The sequence below is a fragment of the Jiangella gansuensis DSM 44835 genome (assembly GCF_000515395.1).
Classification (GTDB): domain Bacteria; phylum Actinomycetota; class Actinomycetes; order Jiangellales; family Jiangellaceae; genus Jiangella; species Jiangella gansuensis.
Map to the genome: position 1 here is coordinate 3,905,375 of NZ_KI911782.1, position 15,136 is coordinate 3,920,510.

Genomic DNA, 15,136 nt, shown 5'->3' on the forward strand with positions numbered 1-15,136 from the left:
CCTGATCAGGCGGCGGTCAGACGGCGCTGGGCTCCTCGACCGGTGGCTCGGCCGCCGCGACGTTGATCCGCAGCGCCGCCACCAGCTCGCGGTAGAGCTCGTCGGCCTCCAGCAGCTGCGGGTGGGTGCCGACGGCGCGGACCCGGCCGGCCTCCATGAGCACGATCTGGTCGGCGTCGACCACGGTGGACAGCCGGTGCGCAATGGTGACGACGGCGCCCTTCTCGGCCTGCCGCCGGATGCCCTCGGCCACGGCCGCCTCGCTGAGCCCGTCCAACTGGGCGGTGGCCTCGTCGAGCAGCAGCAGCTCGGCGTCGGACACCAAGGCCCTGGCCAGCGCCACCCGCTGCCGTTCCCCGCCGGACATGGTGGTGGGTGACACCTCGGTGTCCAGGCCGTGCTCGAGCGCGCGGACCCGGTCGGCCAGCCGGACCACGTCGAGCGCGGCCCAGACGGTGTCGTCGCCGGCGCCGGGGGCGGCGTAGGTCAGGTTCTCGCGCAGCGTGCCCGGGACCAGCGGGGTGTCCTGTTCGACGTAGGCGATGCGGCCGCGCAGGTCGGCGAGGGTCCAGTCGGCGAACGGCCGGCCGTCGAGCAGGATCTCGCCGCGCTGTGGCTGCAGGAACTTCAGCAGCAGCGAGAACACCGTCGTCTTGCCGGCACCGGACGGCCCGATGATGGCGGTGTGCCCGCGGCGCGGAATGCTGAGCGAAACGCCGTCGAGCGCGGGGTCGGCGTCGGGCGCGTACCGGTAGACGACGTCGTGGAGTTCGAGCGTCGTCGGGGCGGCGTCGGTGGGCCCGCCACGGGTCGGCGCGGACGCCGTCGTCGTCGGCGGGTCGGTCTCGACGGCGAGGCCGTCGATCTCGGCGATGCGTGCGGCGGCCGCGAGACCGGACTGGATGGCCGTCAGGCTCATGGTCAGCAACATCACTGGCATCATCAGCTGGAACGCGTAGAGCAGGAACGCCACCAGCGCCGTCACCGTCATCTCGCCGGCCGACACGCGGTATGCGCCGATGCCGAGGATCAGCATGACCGCAAGGTTGATGCCCCCGCCGGTGATGGTCCAGGCCCACGCTTCGATCTTGACCGCGCGGATGCTCTTCTCGGCCGAGCGGCGGGCGTGGCCGGAGATGCGGTCGGTCTCGCGGTCCTCGGCCCGGGCGGCCTTGACCGTGCGCAGCGCCCGCAGCACGCCCTCCAGGCGGCCGCCCAGCGCTCCGACCTCCTCCTGTGCCTCCTGCTGGGCCTTGGCCAGCCGTGGCATCAAGGCGCCGGCCAACCCGCCGACGACGACGATGACGCCGAGGGTCGTCGCCAGGAGCACCCAGTCCAGGTAGGCCATGAATACCAGCGCGCCGACCAGGCCGACCAGCCCGTTGACGGCGTTGACGATGCTGGACGTGGTGGCCTCGCGGATCAGCATGGTGTCCGACGTGACGCGGGTGACCATCTCGCCCGGGCTGCGGTTGCCCAGCTCGGTGACCCTGGTGCGCAGCAGGTGCCGGACCATGCCGGTGCGGGCGGCCAGGATGATCCGCTCGGCGAGCTGGCCGAGCATGATCGCCTGCACGAGCCCGATGACGGCGCCCGCCACCAGCAGAACCGCCAGCAGGGTGACCGGCCCGCGCAGCGACGCCGACACCTCCAGGCCGTCGAGCACGCTCTTGGTGACCATGGGCGTTACCAGCTCGGCACCGGTGCCGAGCAGGCCGAGCACGATGCCGACCACCAGCACCGCACGGTGCGGCCGGGCGTAGCGCCACAGCAGCCTGACCTTGGCGGACATGGGCAGGTCGGGAGTCTGGCCAGGGTCCGGCGGCTGGCCGGGCTGATGGTAGGGGACCGCGGGCGACGGCTGGCTCGGGGTGTTGGCGGGCGGCCGGTCCATCGGCGCTCCTCGAGTGGATGGGACCTGTCGGCGCCAGAATGACACATCGATGTCCCATTTTCAAGTGCGATTGTCCTTTTATGGAAGCGCTTAGTAACATGACGGCCCATGACGACGCAGGCGGATTCCGGTGTGCGCCAACGCACCCGGCGGGCCATCCTCGACGCGGCGGCCGCTGCGTGGGCCCGCGACTGGTCGACCTCGCTGGGCGACATCGCCGACCGTGCCGAGGTCAGCCGCAGCACCTTGCACCGCTACTTCCCGGAGCGGCAGGCGCTGGTGGACGCGCTGCTGATCGACGCCCAGGACGTCCTGGACCGGCTATGGGTCGACGCCACCGCAGCCTCCGCGTCGCCCATCGAATCGATCGAGAACATCATGATGGCCATCGCCGGGGAGGCCGACCGCATCGTCTTCCTCTTCACCGATCCCGGCCGGTTCGCCGGAAACCCGAACTGGCGCACCGACGACTCCGATGACGACATGGTCGACCTCGTGCGCGCGGCCCAGGGGGACGGCACCGTCGACCCGGACGTCGACGCCGAGTTCGCCGTCGGCGTCGTGTACTCGCTGGTCTACGTCGCCGCCGAGGCCGCCGCCTCGGGCCGGATGCCGCGCCACAAGGCCGCCGAGCTCGCCGTCCGCACCTTCCGCTACGGCCTCTCGCCCCGCCCTTGAGCGCCTGTCGGGCGATGCTGGCCGCGAGGCCCGGGCGGCGCTACGTGCCGAGCCCGAGCTGTTCGAGCTGGTCCGCGACGTCGTAGTAGCGCCGCTCGTCGACGATCAGGCCCTGGTTGTCGATACGTGCGAAGAACGCCATCGCGAACTTCAGGAGCCTGCCGGTGGGTGGGACTTCCCCGGAAGGCAATGTCAGCGGGCCGGTGTGGGTGCCCTCGATGGTCATCTCTGCCGCAAGGGTGGCTCCGCTGGCGACCATGCACGTCACCTCGGCCCGCAAGTCCGGGAACGCGGTGAAGAAGATCTTGGAATCGTTCGCCACCGCGGCCCGCCCTACCAGCGGTTCTGGGTACTGGGGGTCGCGGACGACGGCATCTTCACTGTAGAAGGCAGCGAACCGAGTGGCATCCCGCTCGTTGATGGCAGCGACCTGATCCTCGAGGACTTGGGTGTTGACGGCAGCGGCAATGCCTGGGTCCGGGTCGCCGGGCGAGGTGGTCATGGCTGGCTCCTCTCGGGAGGCCGACGAAACAATGGTCCTCCGCGCGCGGCGGTTTCGCCAGGGGAGTCCGCACCCGATCACGGGATGCCTGACCCTCGGTCGGCGGGCCGATCACCTCGGCTCGGCGGACGCTTGCACGCCTAATCGATCGGTGGCGCGGCATGGCCAGCGGCCGAGGTTCTTCCGCGTCAGGGCAGGACGGCGACGGCCTCGACCTCGATCAGCAGATCGGGTTCGCCGAGGGCCGTGACGCCCAGCAGGGTGATGGGCCGGACGAGGTCGAAGCCCAGGCGCTGCGCAGCCCGCGTGGAACGCGGCCTGGCTGCCGCCGTCGACGCGCGTTGATCTTGGAGTAAGTGCGGAATCGGGCGCCGAAATGTCCGGTAGATTCCGCCATTACTCCAAGATCAACGGGGGAGGGGAGGGGAGTGCTGAGGGCGGCGGCCCTACGGAGTGAGTGCCACGACGGCGGCCAAGGGGGTTTCCAGGCGGTGCGGGCCGTCGGCGGCGGGGAAGCGGGCCAGGTCGCCGTGGACCGGGCGCCGCCGGCCCCAGACGTCGGCGAGCAGCAGGCCGTCGGCACCGACGGCGACCAGTTCGCCGTCCACCCGCAGCAGTACGGGGGCGTCCGCGGCCCAGGCCACCGCCGTCCGGCCGGCCCGTAGCGCGTCCAGCACGTCGGCCACGTCCGGTGAGCGCGAAGCCACCCACGTCAGCGGGGCGCCCAGGGGCCGGTTCTCGGCGGGGGTGTGGAAGTCGGAGCCGCCGATCGGCACGGTCGACAGCCCCCACGCCGTCCACCAGGCCAGCGGTCCGGTCCAGGTGCGGTCCAGCCACGACCAGTGGAAGATCTCCGCGAGCGGTGGGCGCTGGTCGAGCGGGTGGTGCCAGGCGCAGTCGGCGGCGAGAGGGTGGTTGATCGAGAGCAGGCCGTCGTTCGCGGCGACAAAGGGAACCCACGACGCCGCCGGCTGGCGGAAGTCCACCCACGGGATGGGGCCGAAGGCGTTGGCATGGCCGCGGTCGGTCGTCACCTCCTGCCCGGGCAGCAGCGTCACCCCGTACCGCGAACCCACAGACGGCAGCGAGGCATGGTGGCTGACGGTGTTGTGGTCGGTGACCGCCAGTACGTCCAGTCCGGCGGAGACGGCCGTCGCCGCCAGTTCCGCCACCCCCAGCGACCCGTCGGAGTGCAGGGTGTGTGCATGGAAGTCGCAGGCCAACCAGGTCAGTCCGGTATCGGCCGGCAGGGCGCGGCGGGGCGGGCGCTGGGGTACGGGCGGCGGGGCCGGTTCGGGGTCCAGCGGTGCCGCGGGGTCGTCCAGCGTCACGGTCACCGACACCGACAGCCTGGCCGCGGGAACCCGGTGCAGCCCGAGCACCACCGCCCAGACGCCGGGCTCGGGCTCGCCGGGCAGGTAGCCGGGCGTGGCCGCGTCCGGCGTGATGGTGAAGCGCGACCGCGCCCCGCCGGACCAGCCTCGCCATCCGCCGGGGCCTACGCACCCCATGTCGATCACGCCTGCCGCGCTGTCGTACTGCAGCGTCACGTGTACGGACGACGTCCCCGGCCGCACCTCGAACGGCAGCTCGAGGTACGGCGACTCCGCGCGGTCGTCCGGTCCGATCCGCCGGTCGAACCGCGCCGACGACACCGTCATGCGACCGGCGCCGCGGCGCCGAGCAGTTCCTCGCTGTCCGAGTCGAACAGCAGCGTCCGGTCGGCACGGACGGCGACCCAGCCGCGGGTGCCCGGTGCCGGCTCCTCGTCCTCGTCGACGACGACCTGGACGAGGACGTCGTCGGCCTCGATGGTGACCAGCACCGACGCGCCGAGGTTCTCGATGACGGTGACGGTGCCGGCGATCGCGTCCGGGACCTCAGTCGCCGACCAGCGCAGGTACTCCGGACGGCCGCCCCAGATGACCTTCTGCCCGTCGCTCACCGAGCCCGCGGCCGTGGACGGCAGCGGCAGCGAGGCTCCGGCCACCTCGACCCGGTCGCCGGTGGCGACGATGCCTGGGTGCAGGTTCATCGGGGTGGACCCGACGAAGCCGGCGACGAACGTGTTGGACGGGCGGGAGAAGACCTCCCGCGGGCTGCCGATCTGCTGGATCTGACCGCTGCGCATGATGGCCATGCGGTCGGCGAGGGCCAGCGCCTCGGCCTGGTCGTGGGTGACGAACACGGTGGTGACGCCGAGGTCGCGCTGCAGCCGCTTGAGGAACGTGCGCGCCTCCAGCCGCAGCCGGGCGTCGAGGTTGGACAGCGGCTCGTCGAACAGGAACACCTCGGGGTTGCTGGCGACCGCCCGGGCCAGCGCAACGCGCTGCTGCTGCCCGCCGGACAGTTGCCCCGGCCGGCGCGCCATCAGGCCGGCCAGCGACAGGCCGTCGCCAACCTCCTCGGCCGACGTGTGCCGGGACGACTTGTCCACCTTCTGGATCTTCAGCGGGTAGGCGATGTTGTCGACGACGGACATGTGCGGGAACAGCGCGTAGTCCTGGAAGACCATCGCGACCCGGCGTTGTCCCGGTGGCAGGTCGGTCACGTCGCGGTCGCCGATGGACAGCCGTCCGTCCGTGGCCGTCTCCAGCCCGGCGATGGTCCGCAGCAGGGTCGTCTTGCCGCAGCCGGACGGGCCGAGCAGGGCGAAGAACTCGCCGTCCTCGACGGTGAGGTCCAGGCCGTCGACGGCGCGGACCCCGCCCGGGTACTCCTTGACCAGCTGGTGTGTGGTGATCGCCGCCATCAGCGCTTGATCCCTCCGTGGAAGCGGAAGCCGTAGCGGCGGTTCACGAACAGGTACATGGCCACTACCGGGATGGAGAAGAGCAGGGAGAACGTGGAGATGAGGCCCAGGTTGGGCTGGCCGCCCTCGGTGTAGAAGGTGAACATGACGACGGCGGCCGGCTGCTGGTCGGGGGAGCGCAGCAGGATGAACGGGACCAGGAAGTTGCCCCACACCTGCACCACGGCCCAGACCGCGATGGTCGCCAGCCCGGGCCGGGCGATCGGCACCACGACGTGCCGCAGGATCTGCAGCGACGACGCCCCGAACACCCGCGCCGACTCCTCGTAGGAGCGCGGCGTGGAGTCCATGAAGTCCTTGAGGATGAAGATGGCCGTCGGCAGCAGCCCGCCGGTCAGCACCAGCACCACGCCGAGCTGCCGGTCGATCAGCCCCAGTTCGGTCATCAGCAGGAACGTCGGCACCATGGCCGCCGTCCCGGTGACGATCGACGACAGCAGGAGCAGCAGGTAGAGCAGGGTGTCTCGGCCGGGGATGCGCACCCGGGACAGCGCGTACGACGCCAGCGCCGCCAGCACCAGGGTGATGACCATGGTGCCGGCCGCGATGATCACCGAGTTGCCGAGCGAGCGCATCGCGTACGGGTTGTCCCACAGGGTGCGGAAGTTCTCCAGCGTGAAGTCCGGCACCGACACCTGCACCGACGGCGCGGTGTCGAACGGAGCCGTCAGCAGCCACAGCAGCGGCAGCGCGAAGAACACGAGCACGAAACCGGCGAACACGTACCGGCCGATGACGCCCAAGGCAGCCCGAACACTCATGACCGGCGCTCCCTCAACAGTCGCAGGTACACCGACGCCACCACCAGGTTGATGATGATCATGATGAGCGACAGCGCGGCGCCCTGTCCGAGCGCGCCGTCACGCAGCGCCACCCGGTAGATGTACACGCCGAGGATCTCGGTGCGCCCCTGCGGTCCGCCGGCCGTGATCAGGTACGGCGCGAACACGTTGAACGTCCACAGCGTGATCAGCAGCGTGTTGGTCAGGATGTGCCCGCGGATGTTGGGCAGCACGACGTCGCGCAGGGTGGCGAACGTGCCGGCACCGGCCATGCGGGCGGTCTCGAACTGCGACGGCGGCACCGACGCCAGCGCCGAGCTGAACAGCAGCATCGAGAACGCGGTGCCGTTCCAGATGTTGAAGACGATGATGGACTGCATCGGGTACTCGAGCAACCACGCGGTGCCGTCGGTGCCGAGCAGCGCGTTGAGGGTTCCTTCGCGCCGGTCCAACAGGGCCAGCCACAGGAACGCCACCACCGAGGCCGGGATGATCCAGGCCAGCAGCACCACGGTCTCGACGACGGAGCGCAACGCCGGACGCAGCTTGCGCGCCGTCCACGCCAGCGCGAACCCGAGGATCGACTGCCCGACGATGGCGGAGAAGAACACGAACGCCAGCGTCAGGACCAGCGAGTTGCGGAAGTCCGGGTCGGTGAGCGCGTCGGTGTAGTTCTCCAGCCCGACGAACTCCGGCTCGCGGGCCGCGAGGCCGGTCAGCCGCCAGTTCGTCAGCCCCAGGTACAGCGTCCAGATGGCCGGGAACAGCAGGAAGATGGCGATGACCAGCATGGCCGGCGCGACGAATCCGGTCGCGCGCCATCGGCCGAGGCCGGCGGCGTCGCCGTCGTCGACGCCCCGGCGGCGGGAACGTCGTTTGCTGGGGACCCGGCGGGCGTCCCCAGGAGGGGGAGCGCCCGCCGGATCGTGATCAGTCGGCGATGGAACCGTCGTCACCGACGAGGTCCTCCAGTTCGCTCTGGTACGCGGCCGCGGCGTCCGCGGCCGGTGTGCCGCTGGCGACGGCGGCGGTGGCCTCCTGCAGGGCGACCGACACCTCCGGGTAGAGCGCCAGCGCCGGGCGGTAGGCCGTGATCGGCAGCACCTCCTCGGCGATGAAGCTCAGCATCGGGTCGCCGGCCAGAGCGGTGGCGTTGACGTCGTCGCGCGGGGTGATGCGCGGGACGCCGGCGAGCTGTGCCTCGAAGGCCTCGGGGGAGTTCATGAACATCATCAGCTCCCACGCCTGCTGCGGGAACTCCGTGTTCGGGTTGATGACGCGGCCGGTGCCGCCGGACATGCTGACGAAGTCCTGGCCGTTCAGCCCGGCGCCGGGTTCGCGCGCGGGGATCTTCGCCCAGCCGACGACCTCGTCGCGGTTCGCCATCGGTGCGATGCCGCCGTCGGGGTTGACCACCGAGCGCCAGAAGTAGTCGCTCTCGATGAGCATGCCGAGCTGACCGCCGGCGAACAGCTGGAACGACGTGTCGCGGCCCTGGGCCTCCTGCTGCAGCAGGGGGTCACCGTAGGCGTCCTCGCCGTACACCTGGCCGTAGAACTCGAGCACCTGCTCGACCCCGTCGGTTGCGCCGGTCCAGGTGTCGTCGGCCCAGATCTCCTCGCCGGTTCCGGCCAGCAGCGGCAGGAAGCCCTGCATGGTGGTGGCTTCGCCCATCGGGACACCGGCGTTGATCTGCAGCGGGGTGACGCCCTCGAGTTGCTTGAGCGCCTCGGCCGCCTGCAGGATCTCGTCCCAGCTGGTCGGCTGCCAGTCGGCCGGCAGTCCGGCCTGGGCGAACAGGTCCCGGTTGTAGAAGATGACGCGGCCGTCGGTGCCGACGGGGATGCCGTACGCCTCGTCGTCGAACGTCATGGCCTGCTGGACGGCCTCCGGGATCTGGTCCCAGCCGTCCCATTCCTCGACGGCGTCGCCGGCGACGTCGGTCAGCGGAGTGATGTAGCCGGCCTCGGCGAACTCGCCGGTCCAGATGCCGTCGATGCTGATGATGTCGCCGCCGCCCCCGGACTGCAGATCGAGGGCGATCTTGGTCTTGTAGTCCTCGTCGTCGACGCCGTTCTCCTCGAACTCGACGGTGACGTCGACGCCCTGCTCCGCCTGCATGGCGGTGAACTCGGGGATCACCCAGTTGGTGATCCACTCGGCGCCTTCGGAGTTCTTGCCGCCGACGATCGAGTTGTCGGTGATGGTCAGTGTGACCTCGGTGGCGTCGGCGTTCTGTTCGGGATCGCCGCCGGAGCCGCCATCGTCGTCGTTCCCGCACGCGGCCAGGACGAGCGCCGTGGCGAGGAAGCCGGCGGCCGTACCGCCGAGCCGGGAGTTGAGCCTCATCGATCCTCCTGAGCCGAACCTCGATGTTCGGCTGTCAGATTGTCATGACCTGTTGACGAAGGCCAGACATCGCCGTAACAAGTGACCCAACCGCGACCTGGACGACGGTCCGGTTGATCGATGGTCTTCCAAATGTCTTAACATACTGACGTCTATAGGTGAGAGGTGAGGGGGTCGGGGTGGCCGAGGGAATCCCGCAGCTGGTCGTCGACCGCACCAGCCCGGTTCCGCTGTACTTCCAGGTGGCTCAGCACCTCGAGCAGCTCATCGAATCCGGCGCCTACCCGCCCGGTACCCGGCTCGACAACGAGATCATGCTGGCCGACCAGCTCGGACTGTCGCGGCCCACCATGCGCCGCGCCATCGAGTACCTGGTCGACCGCGGGCTGTTGGTCCGCAAGCGCGGCGTCGGCACCCAGGTCGTTCAGCCAAAGGTTCGCCGTCCGGTGGAGCTGTCCAGTCTCTACGACGACCTGCGCGCGGCCGGCAAGGAGCCACGCACCGAGATCCTCTCCTTCGAGGTCCAGGAGCCCAGCGAGGTGGTGGCCGAGGCACTCGGGTTGACCACGGGCGGCGAGGTCTACGCCATCCGCCGGCTGCGCTACACCGGCGACGAACCACTGTCGATCATGAGCAACTTCGTCCCGACCGAGCTGCTCCGGCTCGACGCGGCATCGTTGGCGGAGAACGGTCTGTACGCGCTGATCCGCAACGCCGGCGTCAACCTGAAGATCGCCACCCAGACCATCGGCGGCCGGGCGGCCCGGGCGGCGGAAGCGCGATTGCTCGCCGAGAACGCCGGTGCGCCGCTGCTGACCATGACCCGCATCGCCTACGACGACACCGGCCGTGCCGTGGAATACGGGTCCCACCTCTACCGCGCGTCCATGTACACCTTCGAGCTGACGCTCACGACCACCTGACGAACGCCGCCGCCCGCTCGCAAAATGATCACGTGAAGCGGGCCCGCGCTATGCGAGCAGCCAGTTCTTGGAAACACAGCGTCCACCCGCTTCACCAGGGAGCTACGCCTGGTGAAGCGGGAGAACGCCTGGTGGTGTCCGCCGGGCGGCCGCCGCCGTCAGCGCTCCTGCAGCCGGTCCAGCAGGTCCGGCGCCAACGCCCCGAAGCCGGTCGACGCCCACGGCTCGGCGGCGGAGTCCATGTAGTGCACCACCGTGGTCTCCGTGGGCAGGTCGAGGATCTCCGGCTCCCGGCGCTTGCGCAGGTCGCGACGGCAGTCGGCGCAGCACGGCACCTTCCGGGTGCCGGCCGACGTGGCCCACGGCGACGTCGTCGTCGCCGGACCGTGCAGCGGGTTGAAGAAGCACACCACGGTGGGGGTCCACGCCTTCCCGGCCACCGCGTGGTCGAGGGCGTCGTCGCCGCGACGGGTGAGCACGATGGCGCCGATCGAGTCGGCGGCGTCGGCGGATCGGTCCAGCACGGCGGTCGCGGCCTGGTAGTGGTCGAGCGCCGCGGCCCAGGCCGCGCTGTCGGCACCGTGGCCGATCTCGAGCTGCCGAATGCGCTCACCGAGCGCGGCGCTCTCCGTCTCGGCGCGCCGGCGCCACTCGCGGGTCTGCGCGGACGAGATCCGCTGCAGCGCCCGCCGCTTCAACGTCACGTCCGCCCGCGGGGACCGCCGCCGGGCGAGCAGCCAGCCGAGGACGACGACGGCGACCAGCGCGGCGCCCAGCCCGGCGGCCACCGGAGCGTCCATGCCGAGGATCTGGGCCGGCTCGCCCGGGTCGCTCTGAGTGGTGCTGGAGTCCTGCCGTTCCGGGAACTGCTCCTCGTACACCTGACGGACGTTGCCGCCGGTGTAGATCTCGAGCGTTTCCACCAGCTGTTCGCCGAGATCGGTCGGGTAGCGGTCCATCGCCACGGAGGTGGCCAGAGCGTTCTCGTTGTCGGTCGAGACACCGTAGGTCGTGGTGTCGATGCGCCAGCGGTCCGAGCCCGCCGAGACGAAGTAGACACCGTCCTCGGGCAGCTCGCGGCGTACGAGGGCGGCGAGCTGGTTGGACGAGATGTCGCTGCCGTAGTCCAACGGCACGGCCAGCACGAACACGCGGTGGCCGGCATCGGCGACCAGTGACGTGATGTCGTCCAGCTGAGCGGGGGTGACGGCCTCGGCGAGCGACGGGTCGAGGTGGACGCCGTCGTCGGCCAGATCGGCTGCGATGGCCGCCGGGTCGGGCACATACGCCGGCTGTTCTACGTCATCCTGCCTGATCACGTCCTCGCCCTCCGTCGTCGCACCGCGAACCAGCCGCCGAGGATCAACGGCCCGGCCACACCGCCGCTGAAGACGCCGATGAGCAGCCCGGCCGCGATGGTGCCGCCGGTGCCGCCCCAGTAGTGGCTGCCGGTGTCCTCGCCCAGCTCGTACTCGCGGCCGTCGTTGGCCTCGATCTCCTCCAGCACCCGGGTGGTCTCGCGGGCGCTGGTCCATTCGCCGTCGAGGGTGCCGTAGGCGGAGAAGTACTCGCCGGTGATGCCGATGTCGGCGCTGGACAGGTCGCCCCCGGGGCTGACCTCGAGGTAGAGGCCGGGCCGGCCGGTCAGCCGGCCGATCTGACGCAGTACGTCCGAGCTGAAGCGGTACCCCGCCTCGTAGCTCTCCGGCCACACGACGACGAAGACTTGCGGGTCGGCGGCGGCTGCCGCGGCCTCGAGCCGGCTCAGTTCCTCCTCGGTGAAGGCACCGTCGGCGCTCGGCTCCACGTAGAGGTGCGAGTCCCGCAGTTCGTCGGCGGCCGCCCGGGCGCGCTCCGTGACGTCGGGCTCGGCCGGTACCCCGGGCGTGGCGGCCCACCAGGCGATCGCGGCCCCGGCCAGCGCACAGACCAGCGTGATCAGCAGACCTCGGGCGTGGCGACTCATCGGCGGGCGCTCCGATCCTCGAGCACCTGGGCGGCGAGGTCGCCGACCAGGGCCCCGAACCCCGTGCGGGCCCACACCGTGGGTGTCTCGACGTACGGGGTCCAGCCACGCAGCCGCCGGCGTACCGACAGGAACCGCCCTTCGGCGCGGTCGCGGGCGCAGGACCGGCAGACCGGTGCGTCGATCGACGACCCGCCCACCCGGACGGTGTCCCGGGCCTCGCCGTGGGCGGGGTTCACGAAGCACGGTCGGTACGCGGCCAGCTTCGGCTCGGACTGTCGCTCCAGCTCCCGGTCCGCGATCCGCGCCAGCACCAGAGCTCCGACGGCGTCGAGGTCATCGGCGTCGTCGCCGGTGGTCAGCACCTGGTCGGCGGCCTCGATGGCGAGCGCGGCCGCCGCGGCGTGCGGGGCGGACAGCGTGTGGGCGGGCAACCCGGCCAGACGGCGGCGGGCGTCGTCGAGCCGGCGCTCGGCCTGGGCGCGGACGCCGGCCGGTATCGGTGCGTGGCCGGTTCGGTCCCGGCCGTCCTTGCGCGACAGCGGCTTCGCCCGAGCGACGACCAGGGTGACGATGAGGCCCGCGACGACGATGCCGGACGCGGTGGCGAGGACAGCCACCCAGCGCGCAGCGGCGGCGTCCGCCCGGTCGGAGTCCGGCTCCGGGAGGATCGCCCAGGGCTGGGCCGCGTACTCGTCGACGACGGCGTCCGGCAGCGCGGCGCCGGGGTCGACGGCGGACCGGACCGTGTAGACGGCCTCCAGCAGCGCCGATGCCCGCGGGTACTCGCCCGGTGCGTTCGCTTCGGCCCGCCGGATGGCGTCGGCCGCCGGCCGGACGGTGAACTCGTCCAGGCCGTCGCCCCAGGCTTGGGTGTAGGAGATCCCCTCCAGGAATTCGATGTGATACAGCCCGTCGCCGAGCTCTTCGCGGAACAGGACGGCCGCCTGCTCGGCAGCGCGTTCCGCGTTCGCCAGGTCGGGAGGGGTCTCGGCGAGAACTACGTAAACCGGGACGTCGACGTCGGCGGCGGCATCGGTGAGCACGTCGTGGGCGCGTCGCGAGTCACCCATCGCCATGGACGGCCGCACGAGCACGGGGTCGGCCCGCAACTCCTCGATGAGCTGTGCGACGGTGCCGCCGGGCGGGAGGTCGGCAGGCGCGGCCGCTGCCGGCGCGACGGGCGCGGCGAACGCCAGAGCACCGGCCGCCAGCGCGCAGACCTGTACGGCGCGCCGCCACCGGGACAGTGTGGTCTTCGAATCGGGGACGACGGCCACCCGGCGAGCCTATCCACCATCGGTGATCACACGAGCCGCAGGGCCGGCGTCAGCCGTGTCAGCGACCGCGTCAGCGACATGTCACGGCGGTGTCAGCGGTACCGGCGACGGTTGTCGCATCGAAACCGCGACACCGAGACGAGGCACCCCATGACCACCGACCGACCTACCGCGATCAGCGCGGCCGGGCTCCGCAAGGCCTACGGCGAGCAGACCGTCCTCGACGGCGTCGACATCGTCGTTCCCGAAGGCACGGTCTTCTCGCTGCTCGGCCCGAACGGCGCCGGCAAGACCACCACCGTCCAGATCCTCTCGACGCTCATCGAATCCGACGGCGGCAGCGTGCGAGTCGCCGGCCACGACCTCGCGACGGACGCGGACGGCATCCGCCGCTCCATCGGCGTCACAGGTCAGTTCTCCGCCGTCGACAACCTGCTCACCGGCGAGGAGAACCTGCTCCTCATGGCCGACCTCAACCACCTTCCCCGGGACGAGGGCCGGCGCCGCACGGCCGAGCTGCTGCAGCGCTTCGACCTGGTGGACGCCGCGGACAAGAACCCGACGACTTATTCCGGCGGCATGCGGCGCAAGCTCGACCTCGCGATGACGCTGGTGGGCGACCCGAAGGTGATCTTCCTCGACGAGCCGACGACCGGTCTGGACCCGCGGACCCGGCGCATCATGTGGGACGCCATCCGCGGGCTGGTGGCCGGCGGCGTGACGATCTTCCTCACCACGCAGTATCTCGAGGAGGCCGATGAGCTGGCCGATCGGATCGCGCTGCTCGACCATGGCCGGATCGTCGCCGAGGGCACCTCAGCGGAGCTGAAGCGGCTCATCCCCGGCGGCCACATCCGGCTCGAGTTCGCCGACCCGGACGAACTCGACCAGGCCGCCCGTGCGTTCGCCGGTTCTACCCGCGACGACGCCGCGCTGGCTCTGCAGGTCCCGAGCGACGGCGACGTCCAGTCGCTGCGCGCCGTCCTCGATCACCTCGACGTCGCGTCGATCGAGGTCACGAACCTCACCGTGCACACCCCCGACCTCGACGACGTGTTCCTGGCGCTGACCGGCCGCCCGGCTGTCGCACACGCCGACGCCGCCGAGGCGACCGACACCGCACCCGGCTCGATGACCAAGGAGACCGCCCGATGAGCACTCTCACCCTTGCTGCCCACGACTCGCGCACCATGCTGCGCCGGAGCATGCGCCGGTGGGCGCGCTATCCGGCGATGACCGTGCAGCTGATCGCACTCCCGGTGATCATGCTGCTGATGTTCGTCTTCGTCTTCGGCGAGACCCTCGGCGCCGGCCTCGGCGGCTCGTCCGCCGGTAGGGGCGACTACATCGACTACCTCGTCCCCGGCATCATCCTGATGACCGTGTCCGCGTCGATCCAGGGGACGGCGATCTCCGTCGCCATGGACATGCACGAAGGCATCATCGCCCGGTTCCGCACCATGGCGATCTCCCGCGGCGCGGTGCTCACCGGTCACGTGATCGGCAGCTTTCTGCAGACCCTGGTCGGCATCGCGATCGTCATCGGGGTGGCCTTCCTGATCGGGTTCCGGACGAATGCGAACCTGGTGGAGTGGACGGCCACGATCGGCCTGCTGTGTCTCTTCGCCATCGCGCTGACCTGGCTGGCCGTCGCCATGGGCCTGCAGGCGAAGAGTGTGGAGACGGCCAGCAACACGCCGACGCTGCTGGTGCTGCTGCCGTTCCTGGGCAGCGGGTTCGTCCCCGTCGACTCGATGCCGGCTGGTCTGGCGTGGTTCGCCGAATACCAGCCGTTCAGCCCCGTGATCGAGACAGTGCGCGGCCTGTTGCTGGGAACCGAGATCGGCAACAACGCCGTCCTGGCGCTCGCCTGGACAGCCGTGCTCGGCCTGCTCGGCTACTTCTGGGCGCTCAAGCTGTTCCGCCGGCCCCCGGTCCGCTGACTTCACC

The 15,136-nt window shown here is 70.9% G+C and carries 14 protein-coding genes and 1 pseudogene; 4 read left to right on the top strand and 11 right to left on the bottom strand.

Features of this window, described 5'->3' with window-relative positions; all coding sequences use genetic code 11:
* Nucleotides 1-16: 16 nt before the first annotated feature.
* Entirely contained in the window at nt 17-1,792 is a 1,776-nt protein-coding gene (locus JIAGA_RS0118355) for an ABC transporter transmembrane domain-containing protein (RefSeq protein ID WP_026876792.1), read from the bottom strand.
* A gap of 210 nt (nt 1,793-2,002) precedes the next feature.
* On the opposite strand from JIAGA_RS0118355, the gene JIAGA_RS0118360 reads away from it, so the two are divergent.
* Nucleotides 2,003-2,572 carry a TetR/AcrR family transcriptional regulator gene (locus JIAGA_RS0118360; RefSeq protein WP_026876793.1) on the top strand — a complete coding sequence of 190 codons (570 nt, stop codon included), beginning with the start codon at nt 2,003-2,005 and terminating at the stop codon, nt 2,570-2,572.
* Between the two features lie 40 nt (nt 2,573-2,612).
* Here the strand turns inward: JIAGA_RS0118360 and JIAGA_RS33285 are convergent, their stop codons facing one another.
* The 7 genes and pseudogenes from JIAGA_RS33285 to JIAGA_RS30735 form a co-directional block, all read right to left on the bottom strand.
* Nucleotides 2,613-3,074 (bottom strand): ester cyclase, encoded by a 462-nt coding sequence (locus JIAGA_RS33285; protein WP_051426243.1) that lies wholly within the window; start codon nt 3,072-3,074, stop codon nt 2,613-2,615.
* Between the two features lie 188 nt (nt 3,075-3,262).
* A pseudogene (locus JIAGA_RS36180) lies at nt 3,263-3,379 on the bottom strand (RidA family protein); the annotation flags it as partial.
* Nucleotides 3,380-3,520: 141 nt separating this feature from the next.
* Nucleotides 3,521-4,735: a CehA/McbA family metallohydrolase gene (locus tag JIAGA_RS0118375; protein WP_051426244.1), complete on the bottom strand. Its 1,215-nt coding sequence runs from the start codon at nt 4,733-4,735 to the stop codon at nt 3,521-3,523.
* On the bottom strand, nt 4,732-5,826 hold the full coding sequence (locus JIAGA_RS0118380; protein ID WP_026876796.1) for an ABC transporter ATP-binding protein: 1,095 nt from the start codon (nt 5,824-5,826) through the stop codon (nt 4,732-4,734). Before JIAGA_RS0118380 ends, JIAGA_RS0118375 begins: the two co-directional genes overlap by 4 nt.
* Entirely contained in the window at nt 5,826-6,647 is an 822-nt protein-coding gene (locus JIAGA_RS0118385; RefSeq protein ID WP_026876797.1) for a carbohydrate ABC transporter permease, read from the bottom strand. Before JIAGA_RS0118385 ends, JIAGA_RS0118380 begins: the two co-directional genes overlap by 1 nt.
* Nucleotides 6,644-7,459, bottom strand: coding sequence for an ABC transporter permease subunit (locus JIAGA_RS30730; protein WP_051426245.1), 816 nt, complete (start codon nt 7,457-7,459; stop codon nt 6,644-6,646). The genes JIAGA_RS0118385 and JIAGA_RS30730 overlap by 4 nt, the downstream gene beginning before the upstream one ends.
* A gap of 139 nt (nt 7,460-7,598) precedes the next feature.
* Entirely contained in the window at nt 7,599-9,017 is a 1,419-nt protein-coding gene (locus JIAGA_RS30735; protein WP_035812690.1) for an extracellular solute-binding protein, read from the bottom strand.
* A gap of 179 nt (nt 9,018-9,196) precedes the next feature.
* On the opposite strand from JIAGA_RS30735, the gene JIAGA_RS0118400 reads away from it, so the two are divergent.
* On the top strand, nt 9,197-9,940 hold the full coding sequence (locus JIAGA_RS0118400; RefSeq protein WP_026876798.1) for a GntR family transcriptional regulator: 744 nt from the start codon (nt 9,197-9,199) through the stop codon (nt 9,938-9,940).
* Between the two features lie 158 nt (nt 9,941-10,098).
* Here JIAGA_RS0118400 and JIAGA_RS0118405 read toward each other — a convergent pair whose 3' ends face one another.
* From JIAGA_RS0118405 to JIAGA_RS0118415, 3 genes are read right to left on the bottom strand one after another with little or no spacing between them, the layout of a single operon-like run.
* The gene (locus tag JIAGA_RS0118405) at nt 10,099-11,259 is read right to left on the bottom strand and encodes a hypothetical protein (RefSeq protein ID WP_026876799.1); all 1,161 of its coding nucleotides are present in this window, start codon (nt 11,257-11,259) and stop codon (nt 10,099-10,101) included.
* Complete coding sequence (locus JIAGA_RS0118410; RefSeq protein ID WP_026876800.1) at nt 11,256-11,906, bottom strand: hypothetical protein; 651 nt, start codon at nt 11,904-11,906, stop codon at nt 11,256-11,258. The genes JIAGA_RS0118405 and JIAGA_RS0118410 overlap by 4 nt, the downstream gene beginning before the upstream one ends.
* Entirely contained in the window at nt 11,903-13,186 is a 1,284-nt protein-coding gene (locus tag JIAGA_RS0118415) for a hypothetical protein (protein WP_026876801.1), read from the bottom strand. Before JIAGA_RS0118415 ends, JIAGA_RS0118410 begins: the two co-directional genes overlap by 4 nt.
* A 150-nt stretch (nt 13,187-13,336) precedes the next feature.
* Here JIAGA_RS0118415 and JIAGA_RS30740 point away from each other — a divergent pair, with 150 nt between their 5' ends.
* Both JIAGA_RS30740 and JIAGA_RS0118425 read left to right on the top strand, forming a co-directional pair.
* A complete protein-coding gene (locus tag JIAGA_RS30740) occupies nt 13,337-14,341 on the top strand; it encodes an ATP-binding cassette domain-containing protein (protein WP_051426246.1) in 1,005 nt (334 codons plus the stop codon).
* On the top strand, nt 14,338-15,129 hold the full coding sequence (locus tag JIAGA_RS0118425) for an ABC transporter permease (protein ID WP_026876802.1): 792 nt from the start codon (nt 14,338-14,340) through the stop codon (nt 15,127-15,129). The genes JIAGA_RS30740 and JIAGA_RS0118425 overlap by 4 nt, the downstream gene beginning before the upstream one ends.
* Nucleotides 15,130-15,136 lie beyond the last annotated feature (7 nt).